The sequence below is a fragment of the Metabacillus sediminilitoris genome, from assembly GCF_009720625.1.
GTDB lineage: Bacteria > Bacillota > Bacilli > Bacillales > Bacillaceae > Metabacillus > Metabacillus sediminilitoris.
In genome coordinates this window covers 2,132,529-2,148,436 of record NZ_CP046266.1, presented here as the reverse complement: position 1 = coordinate 2,148,436, position 15,908 = coordinate 2,132,529, and the positions used below count along the sequence as shown (strand labels likewise).

13 protein-coding genes are annotated in these 15,908 nt (G+C 38.0%); 6 read left to right on the top strand and 7 right to left on the bottom strand.

Features of this window, described 5'->3' with window-relative positions; translation table 11 throughout:
- Positions 1 to 171: 171 nt before the first annotated feature.
- Positions 172 to 1,845, bottom strand: coding sequence for a thiamine pyrophosphate-binding protein (locus GMB29_RS10205; RefSeq protein ID WP_227551658.1), 1,674 nt, complete (start codon positions 1,843 to 1,845; stop codon positions 172 to 174).
- A gap of 121 nt (positions 1,846 to 1,966) precedes the next feature.
- The gene (locus GMB29_RS10200; protein WP_136357541.1) at positions 1,967 to 3,031 is read right to left on the bottom strand and encodes an aromatic ring-hydroxylating oxygenase subunit alpha; all 1,065 of its coding nucleotides are present in this window, start codon (positions 3,029 to 3,031) and stop codon (positions 1,967 to 1,969) included.
- Positions 3,032 to 3,682: 651 nt separating this feature from the next.
- On the opposite strand from GMB29_RS10200, the gene GMB29_RS10195 reads away from it, so the two are divergent.
- A complete protein-coding gene (locus GMB29_RS10195) occupies positions 3,683 to 5,053 on the top strand; it encodes a sigma-54 interaction domain-containing protein (RefSeq protein WP_136357539.1) in 1,371 nt (456 codons plus the stop codon).
- Positions 5,054 to 5,849: 796 nt separating this feature from the next.
- Here the strand turns inward: GMB29_RS10195 and GMB29_RS10190 are convergent.
- The gene (locus tag GMB29_RS10190) at positions 5,850 to 6,011 is read right to left on the bottom strand and encodes a cysteine-rich CWC family protein (protein WP_136357574.1); all 162 of its coding nucleotides are present in this window, start codon (positions 6,009 to 6,011) and stop codon (positions 5,850 to 5,852) included.
- Positions 6,012 to 6,485: 474 nt separating this feature from the next.
- On the bottom strand, positions 6,486 to 8,051 hold the full coding sequence (locus GMB29_RS10185) for an alpha/beta hydrolase (RefSeq protein WP_136357537.1): 1,566 nt from the start codon (positions 8,049 to 8,051) through the stop codon (positions 6,486 to 6,488).
- Between the two features lie 794 nt (positions 8,052 to 8,845).
- On the opposite strand from GMB29_RS10185, the gene GMB29_RS10180 reads away from it, so the two are divergent.
- The 5 genes from GMB29_RS10180 to GMB29_RS10160 all read left to right on the top strand — a co-directional run bounded on the left by GMB29_RS10180 (position 8,846) and on the right by GMB29_RS10160 (position 11,466).
- Positions 8,846 to 9,559, top strand: a complete 714-nt coding sequence (locus tag GMB29_RS10180) for a DUF421 domain-containing protein (protein WP_136357535.1) — start codon at positions 8,846 to 8,848, stop codon at positions 9,557 to 9,559.
- Between the two features lie 361 nt (positions 9,560 to 9,920).
- A complete protein-coding gene (locus tag GMB29_RS10175; RefSeq protein ID WP_227551656.1) occupies positions 9,921 to 10,265 on the top strand; it encodes an ArsR/SmtB family transcription factor in 345 nt (114 codons plus the stop codon).
- A complete protein-coding gene (locus GMB29_RS26980) occupies positions 10,255 to 10,422 on the top strand; it encodes a hypothetical protein (RefSeq protein ID WP_196305240.1) in 168 nt (55 codons plus the stop codon). Before GMB29_RS10175 ends, GMB29_RS26980 begins: the two co-directional genes overlap by 11 nt.
- A 74-nt stretch (positions 10,423 to 10,496) precedes the next feature.
- A complete protein-coding gene (locus GMB29_RS10165) occupies positions 10,497 to 10,895 on the top strand; it encodes a DoxX family protein (protein WP_136357530.1) in 399 nt (132 codons plus the stop codon).
- Positions 10,896 to 10,935: 40 nt separating this feature from the next.
- Entirely contained in the window at positions 10,936 to 11,466 is a 531-nt protein-coding gene (locus GMB29_RS10160) for an SRPBCC family protein (protein ID WP_136357528.1), read from the top strand.
- A 915-nt stretch (positions 11,467 to 12,381) separates the two neighbouring features.
- On the opposite strand, the gene GMB29_RS10155 is transcribed toward GMB29_RS10160, so the two are convergent.
- The 3 genes from GMB29_RS10155 to GMB29_RS10145 form a co-directional block, all read right to left on the bottom strand.
- Positions 12,382 to 13,986 carry a sodium:solute symporter family protein gene (locus tag GMB29_RS10155; RefSeq protein WP_136357526.1) on the bottom strand — a complete coding sequence of 535 codons (1,605 nt, stop codon included), beginning with the start codon at positions 13,984 to 13,986 and terminating at the stop codon, positions 12,382 to 12,384.
- Complete coding sequence (locus GMB29_RS10150) at positions 13,987 to 14,127, bottom strand: hypothetical protein (RefSeq protein WP_155443869.1); 141 nt, start codon at positions 14,125 to 14,127, stop codon at positions 13,987 to 13,989.
- A 294-nt stretch (positions 14,128 to 14,421) separates the two neighbouring features.
- A complete protein-coding gene (locus tag GMB29_RS10145; protein ID WP_136357524.1) occupies positions 14,422 to 15,876 on the bottom strand; it encodes a sigma-54 interaction domain-containing protein in 1,455 nt (484 codons plus the stop codon).
- Positions 15,877 to 15,908: the final 32 nt, after the last annotated feature.

The window sequence follows — 15,908 nt, the reverse complement described above, 5'->3', positions numbered from 1 at the left end:
GGCTCTTTTCTAAAAGATTGTTGTTTTTTAGCAAAAACTATTTAAGGTTGATTGGAGCGGAAAGCGAGCATCTGTAGCGGAAATCAACCACTCCGCCCTACTAACTATTTAAAATTGGGGGTATAACCCACATTTAGAAGTGTTGGAATGAACATTGAATTCAGTAAAACCTTATCCGTGTTTTGGACGGAAGGATGCGATGTATTCGTCAGAATCTTTGTATTCCAATACTCCTACTGCTTCGACATCTACTACTACCATATAAGGTTTTTTGCTTGCAATTGCATTCGCTAACCCTTGCTTGAACTCATCGACCGAGCGTACTTTCTCTGATTCGAAGCCCATTGATTTTGCCATCATGACGAAATCTGGGTTAACTAGATCTACAGATGTCCGTCTGCCATAAGCTGCTTCTTGGTAGTATCTTAAGATTCCATATCCGCCATCATCGAATAAAAGAATGATAAGCGGTGTTTCTTCCTGAATCGCCGTGATCATTTCTCCTGCATTCACCATGAATCCACCATCACCTGCAATAAGAACGACTGGCTTTTCTGACTGGCCTATTTGGGCACCGATCGCCATTGGCAAGCCTTGCCCGATTCCACCGCCGGTCATGTAGAGATAATTTCTAGGTTCATAAATGTCGAACAATTTATTCCCCCACGTGTATCCAGGGATGGTTACATCCGTCACCAAGATTGTATTCTCAGGAAGCTGTTCACGCATGATATCTGCCACCTCTCCGTAAGGCCCAATTTGGCTGCGAAGGTCATCCCGAACGGCTTGACGGGCAGCTTTCACTTCGTCTACAAAAGCTTCATCTGGATTAATCTCCTTATTTTCTAATACACTATTAATCTCGTGTAAAACGGCTTTGGCATCTCCGACCAGTGTATACAATGTATCAAAATTGCGGTTGAATGCATCTGGGTTCAAATCGATATTAATATGATTTTCAGGTACTGGGAGCGTCCAGCCGTTCGTTTCCCCACCGCGGAAACGGACCCCAATACTAATGAGTAGATCCGATGTTTTCAAGAGTTCCTCCACCTGAGGGGAGGCAGCAAAGTGACCGATGCAGAGCGGATGATTTTCAGGGATAGACCCTTTTCCGGATTCACTTGTCACGACAGCAGGCTGAATTGTATCTACCAACAGTTGAAGTTCCTCAGATGCTCCCGAAGCAATCACTCCATTTCCTGCCCAGATAACTGGTCTTTTTGCTGTGGTAATTTTTTCAGTCACATCAGCTGGAATGCTGATTTTCACTTCCGGCTCTTGAACCGATGCCACTTCAATCAATTGATTTTGCGGAATGATCTGCGTTTGGAAATTCGTTGGAATAGAAATCGTTACCGGCCCTGTAGGAACAGTCAGTGCCTCTTTGATTGCTTTGCGCATAAATGGTGTGATTTGCTTTGGACGCTTCAACAAATAAGCTGTTTTGTTCGCGCCATCCATCATTTTCAGCTGGTCCTTAGCTTCGTGGATAAAACGTTGATCTGTTCCAATATAATGAGAATCAGCTTCCCCTGTAATGTGCAATAACGGAGTCCCTGAGTTCCATGTTTCTGTCAAGGAACCTGCACCGTTTCCTGCTCCAGCACCAGTACTTGTTATGACAACGCCCAATTTCCCTGTAGCACGCGCATAGCCATCAGCCATGTTGACTGCTCCACTTTCACCGCGGGCAGTGACGATGCGGATGCTCCCTTCACGCAGCAGTGCATCATAAATCGGCATATTGTGGATACTGACGATCCCATATACTACGTCCACCTCTGCTTGTATTAGCTCTTTTACGATTGCTTCTGCAACTGTGAATTCTGTTTGATTGTTCATTGTCATATCCTCCCAAAATGTCTATTCATATTTCTACTATGCTTACTTTCTCAGCCTGAAGCCGATAATCACTTTCCCCTGAGATTTTATGCCCCCTAAAAAAAGTAGGCGTCACGCGATTTCATTTCTTCATCACTGACCCTCGTTTGATAGCGTTTTCATAAAGGCCGTGGAAAAATTTGATTGCATACTCAGTCGGAGAATAAATTCCGTGCTTGAAGGCATTCGTATGGAAACCTTTTTGCAATAACTCCACAAGATCGAAATCTTCTCTTCTGACCTGATCCACGAAGCGAATCAGTTCTTCCTGCTCCTCATTAATTTCGTCTGATTTAAAGTAGTAGCTATAGATAGCCAGAGATTTATCCGGAGCCAGCGGCAAAATTTGGCTTGTCGTCATATTTCCTTCTTCTCCAGGATAAATGCTCACCATCAAGTTCGGCCATACCCAATAGAAATTAGCGTGCTCTTCTTGATCTTCATTTGTTTTGTTCGTCAGTTCGGAATATTGACATGAAAAATTGTCATGTAAATCAATGTGGTAATTTTTCATATCGAAGGTTTTTGAAAACTCAGGGTGTGCAATCTTACAATGGTCACATTCCAAATAGTTATCAACAACCGCTTTCCAGTTGGCATCAATGACTCTTTGTGTGACACGAATCTTTTTCAATGAATCCAAGAACGCGTATTTTTCCAAGTTGGCCATCAATTCTCCGTATGTTTCCGCCATCGGCCTTGCATCTGGGTTCAAATTTATGAAAATCAATGACTGGAATACTTCCAGCTTCACCTGTGTCATGCAGCTATGGTTTCCTAATTCATTTGTATCGAAGTTTGGTGCCCTATTCAATTTTCCGTTCAAGTGGAATGTCCAGCCGTGATAAGAACACATGAAAACCTTTTTATTTCCTTGCTCACTTTTTTCTACTTTTGTTCCTCTATGAGGACATATATTGTAAAAAGCATTCAATTCATTGTTTTTATCTCTGCTGATGATTAATGGCTGATCCACTATTTCAAAAAGGAAGAAGTCTCCGACATTTTCCACTTGGCTCGTATGTCCGGCTAAAATCCAGCTGTTTTGGAAGATTTTTTTATTTTCTTCTTCAAATATTTGCTGGTCCACATAATGATCATACGGAAGCGTGTATTCCAAGGTCTGATCTGTTTGTAACTGTTTCATTTGTTATTCCCCCTTACCTCATTCAAATCCTTTAATTCGTTTTCTCCTGAATAGTCATTGCAACTTTCATGCCAACTGCCTTTAGCTTTAAAAGTCAAGATTGACGGGATTTCAAAAAATGAAAGCGAGTGCAATAACGTTCAGTGTACCCCTACACTCACTCTGCTTCGACCTTTAAAGAAGCCTCAAACGGTTCTTCTTTCATTTTGACCTGAGTTTGTAGGGCAGAAGTGCCATGGTTTCTTCCTTTTCATTCAAAATGCTAAAAGAAAATCCTCCTTCATCATCAAAGATATCAGGAGCAACTGCGCCGAACCTCCGCAAAATAATATTTCTGCTGCCTCACGTTGGTCTCCTATCTATGTACCCTACTTCCCCTATTTACAATTCAGAATATTTCTTCTATGATTAAGTGCAAAGTTATAAGATTCTATTACATAACCAAACTTTATAAGTTAACTTGTAAACACAAAAAACCCACTACACTTGCTGCTATACACGATAAAACTCGCAATAACCGTGCCAAACTTTTAAAGAGTGGCGAAACGACAAGTTGATTCATCACATCAAGAATATTCATTATTTTTTAACGCTATTGTACTCAATGTGAGTACTCTTAAACTCACATGATCGTTTTCGGGAGGTCACCTCATGACATTATCCAATTTATTTACCAATTTTGATTTGGACATGGAAACGCTTACTAAAATTTTGGATTATTCTTCTGATGAAATTTTTGTTTTGGATAAGAATAAGAAAATTATTTATGTCAATGATGCCTGTAAGAAGCATTATGGATTAAATAAGGAAGATGTGATGGGAAAATTAAGCTTGGAATTAGTTGATAAGGGATATTGGTTTCCCTCCATTTTCCCCGATATCTTGGAAAGAAAAGAGCCGATTACGATTAAACAAACCACTGTCCTCGGTGCAGAGCTGCTCACTTCTGCCGTCCCTATTTTAAATGAAAAGAAGGAAGTGGAATTGATCGTAACAACTGCAAGAGAATTACAAAGCTATAAAATGCTGAAAGGTAAAGAAAAGGATTCAGATCAAAGGAAGGAAATGGAAGATTCATTTACTAGCATTATCACAAATAATAAAAAAATGAAAAATGTATTGAAGTATGCTAGGAAGGTGGCGGCTACAAACTCTACGATATTAATTCTTGGTGAATCCGGAACAGGTAAAAGCGTTTTAGCCCAATATATCCACGAAAACAGCAGTAGAAAAAACGGTCCCTTTTTAACAATTAATTGTGCAGCCATTCCTGCTGAATTAATGGAATCCGAGCTTTTTGGCTATACACCAGGAGCGTTTACAAATGCAAACCGTTCCGGAAAAAAAGGGATGTTGGAAACTGTTGATAGAGGGACACTGTTTCTTGATGAAATCGGGGACATGCCTTTGCCTCTTCAGGCCAAAATGCTGCGAGTCATTCAGGATAAAAAATTCATTCCAATTGGCGGAACTCAAGAAAAGACCGTGGATATCCGTATTATTACTGCGACCAATAAAGACTTGTACGAAATGGTGAAAAACAAAACGTTTCGGGAGGATTTATATTACAGGCTGAACGTAGTGGATATCACCATGCTTCCTCTTCGTGAAAGACCGGAAGATATCAGCCCGCTCACCTATCATTTCTTATATAAATTTAATCGAAAATATGAAATGAACAAATTAATTTCAAAAGATTGCCTCGAGTGTCTGACCCATTATTCCTGGCAAGGAAACGTAAGGCAATTAGAAAACCTTATCGAAAAGCTTGTCATTACTAGCGATGATGTCATCGGCATCCATGATCTACCCGAAGGCGTTTATCGACAAAGCCAGCTGCTGATTGATAAAACCGTCCCCACTTCCCTCAATGAGGCGATCGAATTAGCAAAAAAAGAGATGGTTCGTGCATCCTATAAGCTGAATCGGAGCTCCAGGCGCGTAGCCAAGGATCTACAAATCAGCCAAACGCAAGCAGTCAAATTGATCAGAGAGTATTGTCAGGACTTGCAGGAGAATTGAATATTCTGCACTTGTTTCGAAGCTTAGCTTGAGGTCTGAGGGAATGAAAGCTAAGCCGTTTTTGTCCGGATACGGCCAAAAGCACTCGGCTTACTTACCATCATATTCTGATACATGGTTCATACATAAAACAAGTTATATATTCGCTTTGCTAATCAGCTCGTCAAAAAGTCGAAAGAGCATGGAATGAAGTAGTGGAACAACATAAATTGCTAACAATGGGCATCTCTTCTGAAACAATCGGATTCTTCCCAAAAGTAAGTACGTATCATTCGATATTTTGCCATGTTCAAACCACTAAAACCCCTCTAATTTTAGAGGGGTTTGTTTTATAATAGCTTTGAGCTTTTTCCTATGTATTTTTTGTCTATTTGTTTTCATAGAAACCCATTGTAATAAAGTGAGACTTCCATCAGTAGGGGGTTTCTTCATCCCCACTGATGGTTAGCGAAACTTATCACGCTTAATACGCCACTTCCTTATGTCTCGCCTGACTTGGACGTCAATCGCTCGTCGGATCTTTACGGGCAGTTATCTCCCATTTATCTCCCATTTATCTTCTTTATTTCTCTCGAATCTTGAAGTGGGAGTCCTACTGCCCGTTAAGAATGGGGTAAGCATCATCTACTTTTTATCTATCTATATCTGAACATATGAAATAATAGGTCATTTACACAACCTATTTTTTAATGCTTAAAGTTTGCTGTAACAATTCTAGTTTTCTACCACTCTTATATTCAGTATTTATATCCAATTTTTCACATTTTGCAACATCCTGTAAATCTTAGTTTTATACTTACTTTTCCTTAAACTTATCAAGACATTCTTTGCAGATGCACGATTTTCTCAATTGATTATCTGGTACTAACTCAAAAATCTCTTTTGGAAAATACTCTTTCGTACACCAGCATGAATGGTAGCCACAGTTATTGCCCTTACTGCAGATTGGACATTTCATTGATTTTTTTGAAACATCATTCACATTCCTCACTCTCTTTCTAGTTCCTAATAATTAAAAGATATATCTATTAAAGAAACACTCAACACCCCCCTTTTATACTGAAGGTAAAATTACCTGCTGTTAAAATTATGGAAACCCATTTCTCTATGAATATTAATTTAACCTCTCCTATATGTTACATGTCATCTCGTAAATTCTCGTTCTTTTTGCCATTGCCAGGTATTAAAACAAAACTCCTTGTTGGTATAACCTTCACGACTGAGAAATTGAGAATACAAAAAAATGTTGACCTAGAGATCCTAAGGTCAACATTTTTGTTATTTCTAAAACTTTCTATTTAGAATAAAAACCTTGAAAAGCAAAATCCAATCAAGGTTTTTAATTCTTTATTAATTAGAATGTTGTTTTGTTTCCCATACCAATATGATCTTTTCTAGTTCACTTGCTACTATTATCTATTCATCCTCATCTTTACCGAACCAAAGATGAGTGACTAACCTTTTTTGATTCACTTTTATAGGGTTCAGACTTAACCCACTCAGCAATGTCATTAATTATATATTCTGGGATGTTAGCAGGTGTAAGGTATTCTGCCGGTGTGCTCATTTCCCCTTCGCCTTCTGTAAAGAAATGATTCAGCATTGGATATAGTCGATATTCAACATTGTCACGATGAGAAAGCTCCTCTTTCCAAATAGGCGTCTCAATGTCTGATATCACTTGATAATCCCGTTCACCTTGAATGATAAGCAATGGTTTATTTTGATCCTTTGCCATCTCTGCTGCACTAATATCATTGAAAGAATCCCAAAACATTGCCTGACCAAGGAGAAATTCATCAGGGGGATTTTCTCCAGAGAAATTCGGATCATTTATCATTTCGAATTGTTTCGAATAAAAATCATATGCCTGAGGTGAGAGTTGGCCAATTGAAAGAAGATAATCAAATTGGTCAAAAATAACCTCCTGAATTGTTCTTGCTGGTGAGCCCATTACGATCGCACCTGCAATGTTTTGTCTCTTATCTTGATCAATCATTTGAGGCACCATCATACCGCCTTGGCTATGACCAAGAATATAGATTTGCTCATCGTCTATTTTTTTCTCTTTTTCAAGTAAACGAGTTGCTAAAAGCGCATCATCTGTTGTTTCTTTATCAACCGTGTGATTTAGATCTGCTGTTGTTTTTACTGTATGTTCAAATGTCCGTTTGTTGTAACGGAGTACAGCAATTCCTTTTGTAGCTAGACCGTACGCCAAATCACGGAAAGGTTTTAACGCATAAGCTGCTTCATCCTGATCACTTGCCCCTGATCCTTGAACTAGAACAACTACCGGAAATGGTCCCTTCCCTTTAGGAATTGTCAGTGTTCCATGCAGGGCAAAATCTCCTTTTCCTACCACAACGTCTTTTTCAATAAAAGAATCTGGATCACTGTACTCGGGATCTGGAGCAAACGGACCTGTAAACATATTTAATTGAAAATCATCTACCTTCCCTGACTGGTCTAATCTAAGTATAAACGGAAACGTTGCCTTTTCGAATTGAAGCTCAACTTCAACATTGGTATGGACTCGATTCGACTCCTTGACCTTAGCTGTCCCAAAACCAATAAATGAACCTCCTTGAGGCTGTAATTGCTGCATAAGTGTAGTCCAGTAGGTTTTAATCCATTGTTCTGAAATAGATTTCTTTAAAGCGCGAGATGACAACTTTAAGGCTTGTATACCATTCCCCTCTTCCACATTCGTAAGAAATTGAACAGCATTCTGTACAAATCGATCTTGTTGTTTATTCGATTCAACGATTGGGCCTTTTCTTGAGAGCTCGCTCTGCTCATTCGGATAAATTGCAGGTAAATTTAGTAGATTAAGTGTACTGGTTATGCTTACCGCATTTGTACTTTTAACTAGATTAATAGGTTGGTTTGTTGAATTTGGACTAGCAGCTGGTTCCCTTCCAAATGCAATTGTCGGAAGACTTAAAGAAATGATCAGTCCGAAAATAAGTCCTTTTTTATGTATTGAATTTCTCATAAGATCCCCTCCTGTTTAAATGATCTTGTATCCTATGTTTCTCATAATTAAGTACGTTTTAAAAAGAAAATAGTTTCAATTTTTTACCTCTTTTTATATAAAATGGAAAATGCAAAAAACATTTTGGTTAGACGTTATGATAAAGTGAGACTTCCATCAGTGGGGGTTTTCTTCATCCCCCACTGATAGTTAGCGAAACTTATCACGCATAAAACGCCACGTCCTTATGTCTTGCCTGACTTGGACGTCAATCGCTCGTCGGATCTTTACGGGCAGTTATCTCCCACTTATCTTCTTTGTTTCTCTCGAATCTTGAAGTGGAAGTCTTACTGCCCGTTAAGTATGGGATAAAAGGTACCTGCTGTTGCTTTGAAATAAAGTTTGATCAAAAATAACTCACAAACTAGTTTTTTATGATAAATAAAAAGAATCCATTTTGACAAAAGATTGATCAAAATGGATTCTTCTCCAGCAGATTTTAAGTTTGGTTTTTATAAAAAAGTTTGATCATTTTCTACCTATGTTGTTCCACAATCGCGCCCGATTCTTGAATAGAAATATACTCTATCTCAGTGGTTCAACAATGATTATTTTAAATATTTCTATTTCACATAAATATTTCTTATCAGCAATTATAAAGCCTTGGAACTCATAGAATCCAAGACTTATTCCCAGGCAACCATAATAAGTTAATTTGTTTCGTTCAAATATCTTTGCAAAAGTTATTTTCTTTTATGTATGTTTTAAGCCTTTAATGTAAAAAAATAGTAAGTAAAAAGTTAAAGGTGAGGATAATGGTCGGAACTTTTGAAGTCATAATTCGAACTCTTGCAGCATTTGTTTTGCTAATTTGTATTGCCCATTTACTTGGAAAACAAACTATTTCTCAAATGACTTATCATGATTTTATTGCTTCAATTACGCTAGGATCTATTGCAGGAAATTTGACATTTAATACCTCCATACGCTTCAGTAACTTTATTACTGCATTAATAATTTTTAGTACGATTATATTCCTTGCCACTTTAGTTTCATTAAAAAATAGAAATGCCAGAGCCTTTCTTAATGGAGAACCTACTGTAGTCATACAAGATGGAAAAATACTTGAAAAAAATATGGGTAAATTAAAATTTACAATAGATTCATTAAATCAAGCCTTAAGGGGAAAAGAAATATTTGATATTGATGAAGTAGAATACGCTATTGTTGAAGCTGGCGGACATTTATCTGTATTAAAGAAACCCCCGCATCGAAATGTAACCAAAAAAGATTTAGGGATTTTCACTCCTACCCAATCAGCTTTTCCTATTGAATTAATTATGGATGGTCAAATTATTGATAAAAATTTCACTCAAAACCACCTAACAAAAAGTTGGTTATTTACAGAATTAGATCAACGAGGATTGACCCTACCTGATGTTTCATATTGTGTTCGGGGAACAAATGGTCAACTGTATTTTGATTTGTACAAAGACAAGATTACTTCTCCCATTGATAAAGAGTCATAAATAGAAACTTAGACACACTCATAAATAATAAAATACGAGTTCATATTATATTCACCTTTTATTAACATAATAATTCATCAACGGAACCTAACATAAATAAACCCCCTTGGACGCCCAAGGGGGTTTATACAACCTCATACTCAATTAAATGGCCCTTTAAATATCACTACCCTTATTCAAGGATAGCGCCCAATTGTTGAAGATCAATAATATTTTAAAGTGCTTCTAAAGCTAACTAGCGCATATTGAACTAGAGCCTCTCGTTTAATAAAAATCAAATTGTAAACAATCACAGAGGCAACAAGGAACGTAAATTAGGAAAAAAATTCCACAATATTCCTTGACAGGAATATTCCTATTAATGTATATTCAATTCATGAAAACAACATTGAATGCTCTTGCTGAGTCCAACCGACTACACATCGTAGAACTCTTGCGTGACGGGCCTCTCACAGTAGGGGAAATTGCCGAACGACTTGGACTTAACCAGCCGCAAGCTTCCAAACATCTTCGTGTACTTAATAATGCCGGGTTGGTAGAGGTGCAGGCGATGGCCAATAGACGGATCTACAAACTGAGAGCCGAGCCGTTCAAAGAGATTGATGAATGGTTGAAGTCTTACCGCCACATCTGGAACGAGAGATTCGACCGCTTAGACGAATACCTGCAGGACCTGCAAGGTAAGGAAGTGAACCATGACGACTAGCAGTAGTCCTGCAAAAGTGCATAAAAAAAACGAAATTGGAGGAATGAAATCATGGCAGAAAGCAGCCGAATTGGATAAGTTGGTCAAGGAGTACGGCGCCATTGAGGGAGCAAAATCCACGCTTGATCGTCTTGAGGAACAATTGGCGAAGATTTAAGGAACAAAAACACAACAAAATAGGAAATTTGCAATATACGGTTAATATACAAAACTAAGGGAGGAAATGAGTAAATGAAAAAAATAAAAATTATATACTGGATTTTTACAGGGCCGTTTGTGACATTGATGATTTTTGGTTCTATTCCGGATATAATGTCTGTTCCCGATGCAGTTGCTTTATTTAATCATTTAGGCTATCCAACCTACCTCCTGCCCTTTCTCGGAATTGCCAAATTATTAGGTGTTGTAGCGATACTTATTCCTGGTTTTCCGAGAATTAAGGAATGGGCTTATGCAGGTTTTGTATTTGATTTAACGGGTGCTATGTATTCAAGTATATCTGTTGGCGACCCTGCTAGTGGATGGCTGTTTTTTATTATCGGCTACATTTTGATAGCCGGCTCTTATATTTTCCATCACAAAAAAATAAAATCCGCTTCATTGATTAGTAAGAATAGCTTAACAATATAACTAAAATGGCAACAACCTACACATTTAAGGAGGAACTGAAATGTCAAAGGAAAATGTAATAAATTCCACTAAAATGAACACTGATGAATGTGAATTAGTTATCACGCGTACCTTCGATGCACCACGCGAGCTGGTATTCAAGGTATGGACCGATCCTGAACATCTGAAGCACTGGTGGGGACCGAAAGGCTTCACGATAGATGTAACGAAGTTCGATCTCCGCCCAGATGGTGTCTTTCACTACTGCATGCAATCCACTAATGGCCACGAAATGTGGGGCAAGTTTGTTTATCGCGAAATCATTGCACCAGAGAAAATCGTCTTCATCAATTCATTTTCTGATGAAGAGGGCAATACGATCCGTGCACCATTTAGCCCGATCTGGCCGCTAGAAGTATTAAATACACTGACGTTTTCAGAAAATGAAGGCAAAACCACAATCACCCTTCGAGGTGGTCCTATAAATGCATCTGAGACAGAACGTAAGAGATTTGTGGAAGAGTTTGAATCAATGAAGCAAGGTTTTGGCGAAACCTTTGATCAGCTCGACGATTACTTGAATAGAGTGTGACGAATTGGATAATAGCTGCCTTGTGTATCAAAGAAAAAGCACCGATAATTGGTGTTTTTTCTTTTGGTTGAGAGTCTGGAGACGTTTTATGATTTCAACTTCGATTCCTTTGTAAAAAGAACTGCCAATCTTCAACAATATGGCCCGTTTGCTTAATAAGAGAAAATCCTACATTATCAAAAATCCACATATAAACGGTTGAACTTTTTTCAAAACGGTGCAACTTTATTACAAACGGTTGAACTTTGTTTTAAATCCACATCTGCAATGCAATAATTAAACCTTATATTTAAACCTTAGCAATCTCCCAATCATTCATAAAGATTGTCAAAGTGATTAAAACAATATTTTTACTCGCTCGGTTGTGAATGTTTTTTAAGTTTACGAACACATTTTCATTCCTACTTGATTCATGACAGGTAAGCACACAATTTTATCTACATAATATTTTTGTGTGAATTGTATTTTGATAAAGTGAGACTTCCATCAGTGGGGGTTTTCTTCATCCCCCACTGATGGTTAGCGAAACTTATCACGCTTAAAACGCCACGTCCTGTGGCTTTTGCCTGACTTGGACGTCCTGTCCTTCGTCGGATCTTTACGGGCAGTTATCTCCCATTTATCTTCTTTGTTTCTCTCGAATCTTGAAGTGGAGTTTTACTGCCCGTTAAGAATGGGATAAATAAAAAATATTCATTACAATAACGTTCAGACTGTAGATAAATTTGAGGTTTTTCTACGTAACATATTTTTTAGTTTTTGGTATACAGATATTTGGGTTCTATATAACCTTACTGTACACCGGCTTTCTCCTCTAAAAAATAAGGTGTAGTCGTAAAAAAAGAGTGTCTAAGAGAATACAAAAAAATGTTGACCTATGAAAATCCTAAGGTCAACATTTTTATGATTCCCTCCCTACATTGCAAGTGTTAGCGGCCAATAATAGAACACAAACGTAATGATAATAATGACAATGCCACTAACGATAAGGTACGTAGGATATCTTTTTGTAATCGCCATTTCTTCTCTTTCGTTTTCTTCTAGTGGGCGTTGCAAAATGTTATTTTGAAAGTTTCGTTCTTCCTCCGATATTTCACCGAATTTGGAACCAATATAGAGGGCAAGTGTGCTTAAGATGACACCGATAATGACAGGATTAAAATACACCGGCAGCTCTACTCCGAATTTTTTCAATGATTCTCCTAGTATGACTCCTAAAAATCCCATGATGATACTCCATAGTGCGCCCGTTTTTGTTGCTTTTTTTGAGAAGACACTTGCAATGGCTACTGGTCCCCATGATGCGGCAAATAGTGTTGCTGCAAAATATCCGATCCACATGATAGAAGGTGATTGCCAAAGACCAATAAGAAGGATAACAATACTAGCGACAATCATTGAAACTCGGCTTGTTCGAAGTAATTGTGCGTCGGAATAGGTTTTGTTTCTTGATTGTTCCATGATATCTCTTGTCACACTGCTGCCAATTAATTGCAGGAAACTTGCACAAGATGATAGAGCCGCAGCCATAATCCCACTCACGATAATGACTCCTAACCATTGTGGTACCATATTCATCGCAGCCCAAATAAATACTTTTTCTGTAGGATTAATATTCGGGTTGACCGTGGTAATCGTAGAAATGCTAATATGAAGAAATAGATAAATTGTAATGACAGAAATTGTTGACCAAATACCGGAACGAATCGCTACATGTTCATTTTTAGCCATTAGGTAGCGACTGCTTTGCCATGGGCTAATCGCGATAACCGCAGACCAAACGATACCTAGGACAATCGCCCAGATTAATGCTTCCCAAGGTTCACCCATATAGGCTTTCGGCCCGGTAATTCCATGCCAGCTTAATAAATCAGGCCTTTCGGGATTGGTTGCTGCTTTCACAATGGCGTCAGGAAATCCCCCAGCTTTACTTATGATAAAAGGAAAGGATAAATAAGTAGCTAATGAAAAGATGAAAAACATAATTGTATCATTCACCATTACCCCTTTAGCCCCGGAAAGGACAGTAAAAGAAGCATATACGAGCCACATAATGAATAAAGCGACTGGGTATGAAACACCGGAAATTTCGGCAAGTAATACAGCACCTCCTTGTGTAACAGCCACTAGGTAGGCAGATATTCCAAGTATCGTGGTAATGGCAGCTGCCATTCGAACCTTATTTGATTGAAAGCGGTTACCAAAATATTCAGGTACGGTTAATGATTTGCTTCTTCGCAAATATCGTCCAAAAAAGAATACGCCAAACACATATCCGGTTACATTAAAAATAACGAGTATTAGTAACAAAATGGGATAACCTTCATAAGAAAAACCTGCTTCACCCATGAAAGACACGGTACTTAGAAAGGAAGCAACAAGGGTACCCGTCACCATTAAGGTTGACCCTTTTCTACCAGAAACATAATATTCCTCTGAATCTTTCACTCTTCTAGAAAGGACAATACCGATAAGGATGTAAATAATAAAGGAAACAATAATACCGATTGTATAGATCAATTACATCTCCACCTTTTCATTCGATATTTCGGTATAAGTGGAAACAACATCCTTTTCCATTCTGCGAATAAAAACTTTTGAGACAATACCAAGAATGATAAGCGACCCGCCATAACCGAAACAAAAAAGCAATTCTCCCATTTCTATCACTCCTTTTTTAATTGTTTCAAATACATATCATGCAAGTTCTATGCCGGTTCCGCACAATTTTGTTCCTTATAAAATAAAGTGAGACTTCCATCAGTGGGGGTTTTCTTCATCCTCCACTGATGGTTAGCGAAACTTATCACGCATAAAACGCCACGTCCTTATGTCTTGCCTGATCTTTGAACATCCTGTCCTTTGTCGGATCTTTACGGGCAGTTATCTCCCACTTATCTTCTTTGTTTCTCTCGAATCTTGAAGTGGGCGTCTTACTGCCCGTTAAGAAAGGGATCAATTCGTCCCATTTTGATTCAATTGATATTTATGAAGCTTTCTCATGATTGTCGTTTGATTCACCCCAAGTGCCTTGGCCATTTTTCTAGTCGTTTTATATTTTTTCAATGCAGTTGAGAGAAGTTGTTTTTCTGTTTCTTCCACAGCTGTTTTTAATGGCATTAGCTCTAGTGATTTTTGACTTTCATTGTGAATGCCATGCTCCATGGCAAATGGCAAATCTTCAATACTGACAATCTGTTTTTGAGCAGTGACGACAATTTGTTCAATGAAATTTTCTAATTCTCTTACATTTCCTCGCCATTCCTGCATTTGAATCATTAGCTTTGCATGTTCATCTAATTCAACATGCTGAGAATACTTTTGATTAAATTGTTTCAGAAAGTAATCGGTTAATACTAAAATATCTTGTTTACGCTCCCTTAATGGAGGGATACGCAGTGGGACAACATGTAAACGATAATATAGATCCTGGCGAAATGTTTTTTCTGCGATCATTTCCAGCAAATTTTTATTCGTAGCCGAAATAATCCGAATATTAATTTGCTTTTCGGACGTACCTCCTACTTTTTTAAACGTTTTGTCTTGAACTAAATGCAAAATTTTCACTTGCAGGTCTAATGGCATTTCTCCAATTTCATCTAAAAACAAGGTGCCTCCTTCAGCCATCTCAACAAGACCCGCTTTTCCACGTTTGTTTGCACCTGTAAATGCCCCAGCCTCATAACCAAATAATTCTGATTCCAATAATGTTCCGGGGATGGAACCACAGTTCACTTGAATAAAAGTCTTGTCCTTTCTCGGACTATGTTCATGAATAATCCTTGCTAAAACTCCTTTTCCTACACCAGATTCTCCATGAATAAAAATCGAAGAATCCAAGGGTGCAACCTTTTCAGCTAGTTGCAGTGTCGAGATCATGTTATGAGATTGAGTGATAAACTTTTTCTGACCGATCGTTAGTTGGATGATGTATGGATCTTCTTTCTGAATCGAATGGATTTCTACTAACTTTCTCTTCATTTCAACGAGCTCCGAAATGTCTCGTGAATTACAAACAATTCGATACAATCTTCCTTCTTCATCAAAAACAGGTTTAGCTGTGGCTAGAACAGTTTTGCCGTTTGGATAGTTCTGTTCAACAGATTGGACTGTTTGTGTATTCATGGTTTTTAATGTGACTGAGTTCACGATGATGCCTTTTTCCACTAGCTCTCTAATGTTTTTATTCATATATGCCTCTGGGGGCAAGCCTGTGAAATGTTTGCATGATTCACTTACAAATAATACGTTTCCCTCTGCATCTGTAACAAAAATTTCATCATATGAAGAATTTAGTATTTGGGAAAGTTCTTTATTTTTTCGGAGCGAAACTTCTAATTGCTCTTTAAGAGATTCATTGACATTCATAAGTGCATTGATTTTTTGTTCATATTGATTTCCATCAATCATGTCATCACTCCTCAGAGAATATTGAACACATT

Bases quoted from the DNA above. Each gene is read 5' to 3' on its own strand.
- GMB29_RS10160 (WP_136357528.1), top strand. From the start codon at position 10,936: ATGTCAAAGGAAAATGTAATAAATTCCACTAAAATGAACACTGATGAA.
- GMB29_RS10150 (WP_155443869.1), bottom strand. From the start codon at position 14,127: ATGGGAGAATTGCTTTTTTGTTTCGGTTATGGCGGGTCGCTTATCATT.
- GMB29_RS10205 (WP_227551658.1), bottom strand. From the start codon at position 1,845: ATGAACAATCAAACAGAATTCACAGTTGCAGAAGCAATCGTAAAAGAG.
- GMB29_RS10180 (WP_136357535.1), top strand. From the start codon at position 8,846: ATGGTCGGAACTTTTGAAGTCATAATTCGAACTCTTGCAGCATTTGTT.
- GMB29_RS10175 (WP_227551656.1), top strand. From the start codon at position 9,921: ATGTATATTCAATTCATGAAAACAACATTGAATGCTCTTGCTGAGTCC.
- GMB29_RS10195 (WP_136357539.1), top strand. From the start codon at position 3,683: ATGACATTATCCAATTTATTTACCAATTTTGATTTGGACATGGAAACG.
- GMB29_RS10200 (WP_136357541.1), bottom strand. From the start codon at position 3,031: ATGAAACAGTTACAAACAGATCAGACCTTGGAATACACGCTTCCGTAT.
- GMB29_RS10145 (WP_136357524.1), bottom strand. From the start codon at position 15,876: ATGATTGATGGAAATCAATATGAACAAAAAATCAATGCACTTATGAAT.
- GMB29_RS10185 (WP_136357537.1), bottom strand. From the start codon at position 8,051: ATGAGAAATTCAATACATAAAAAAGGACTTATTTTCGGACTGATCATT.
- GMB29_RS10165 (WP_136357530.1), top strand. From the start codon at position 10,497: ATGAAAAAAATAAAAATTATATACTGGATTTTTACAGGGCCGTTTGTG.
- GMB29_RS10190 (WP_136357574.1), bottom strand. From the start codon at position 6,011: ATGAAATGTCCAATCTGCAGTAAGGGCAATAACTGTGGCTACCATTCA.
- GMB29_RS26980 (WP_196305240.1), top strand. From the start codon at position 10,255: ATGACGACTAGCAGTAGTCCTGCAAAAGTGCATAAAAAAAACGAAATT.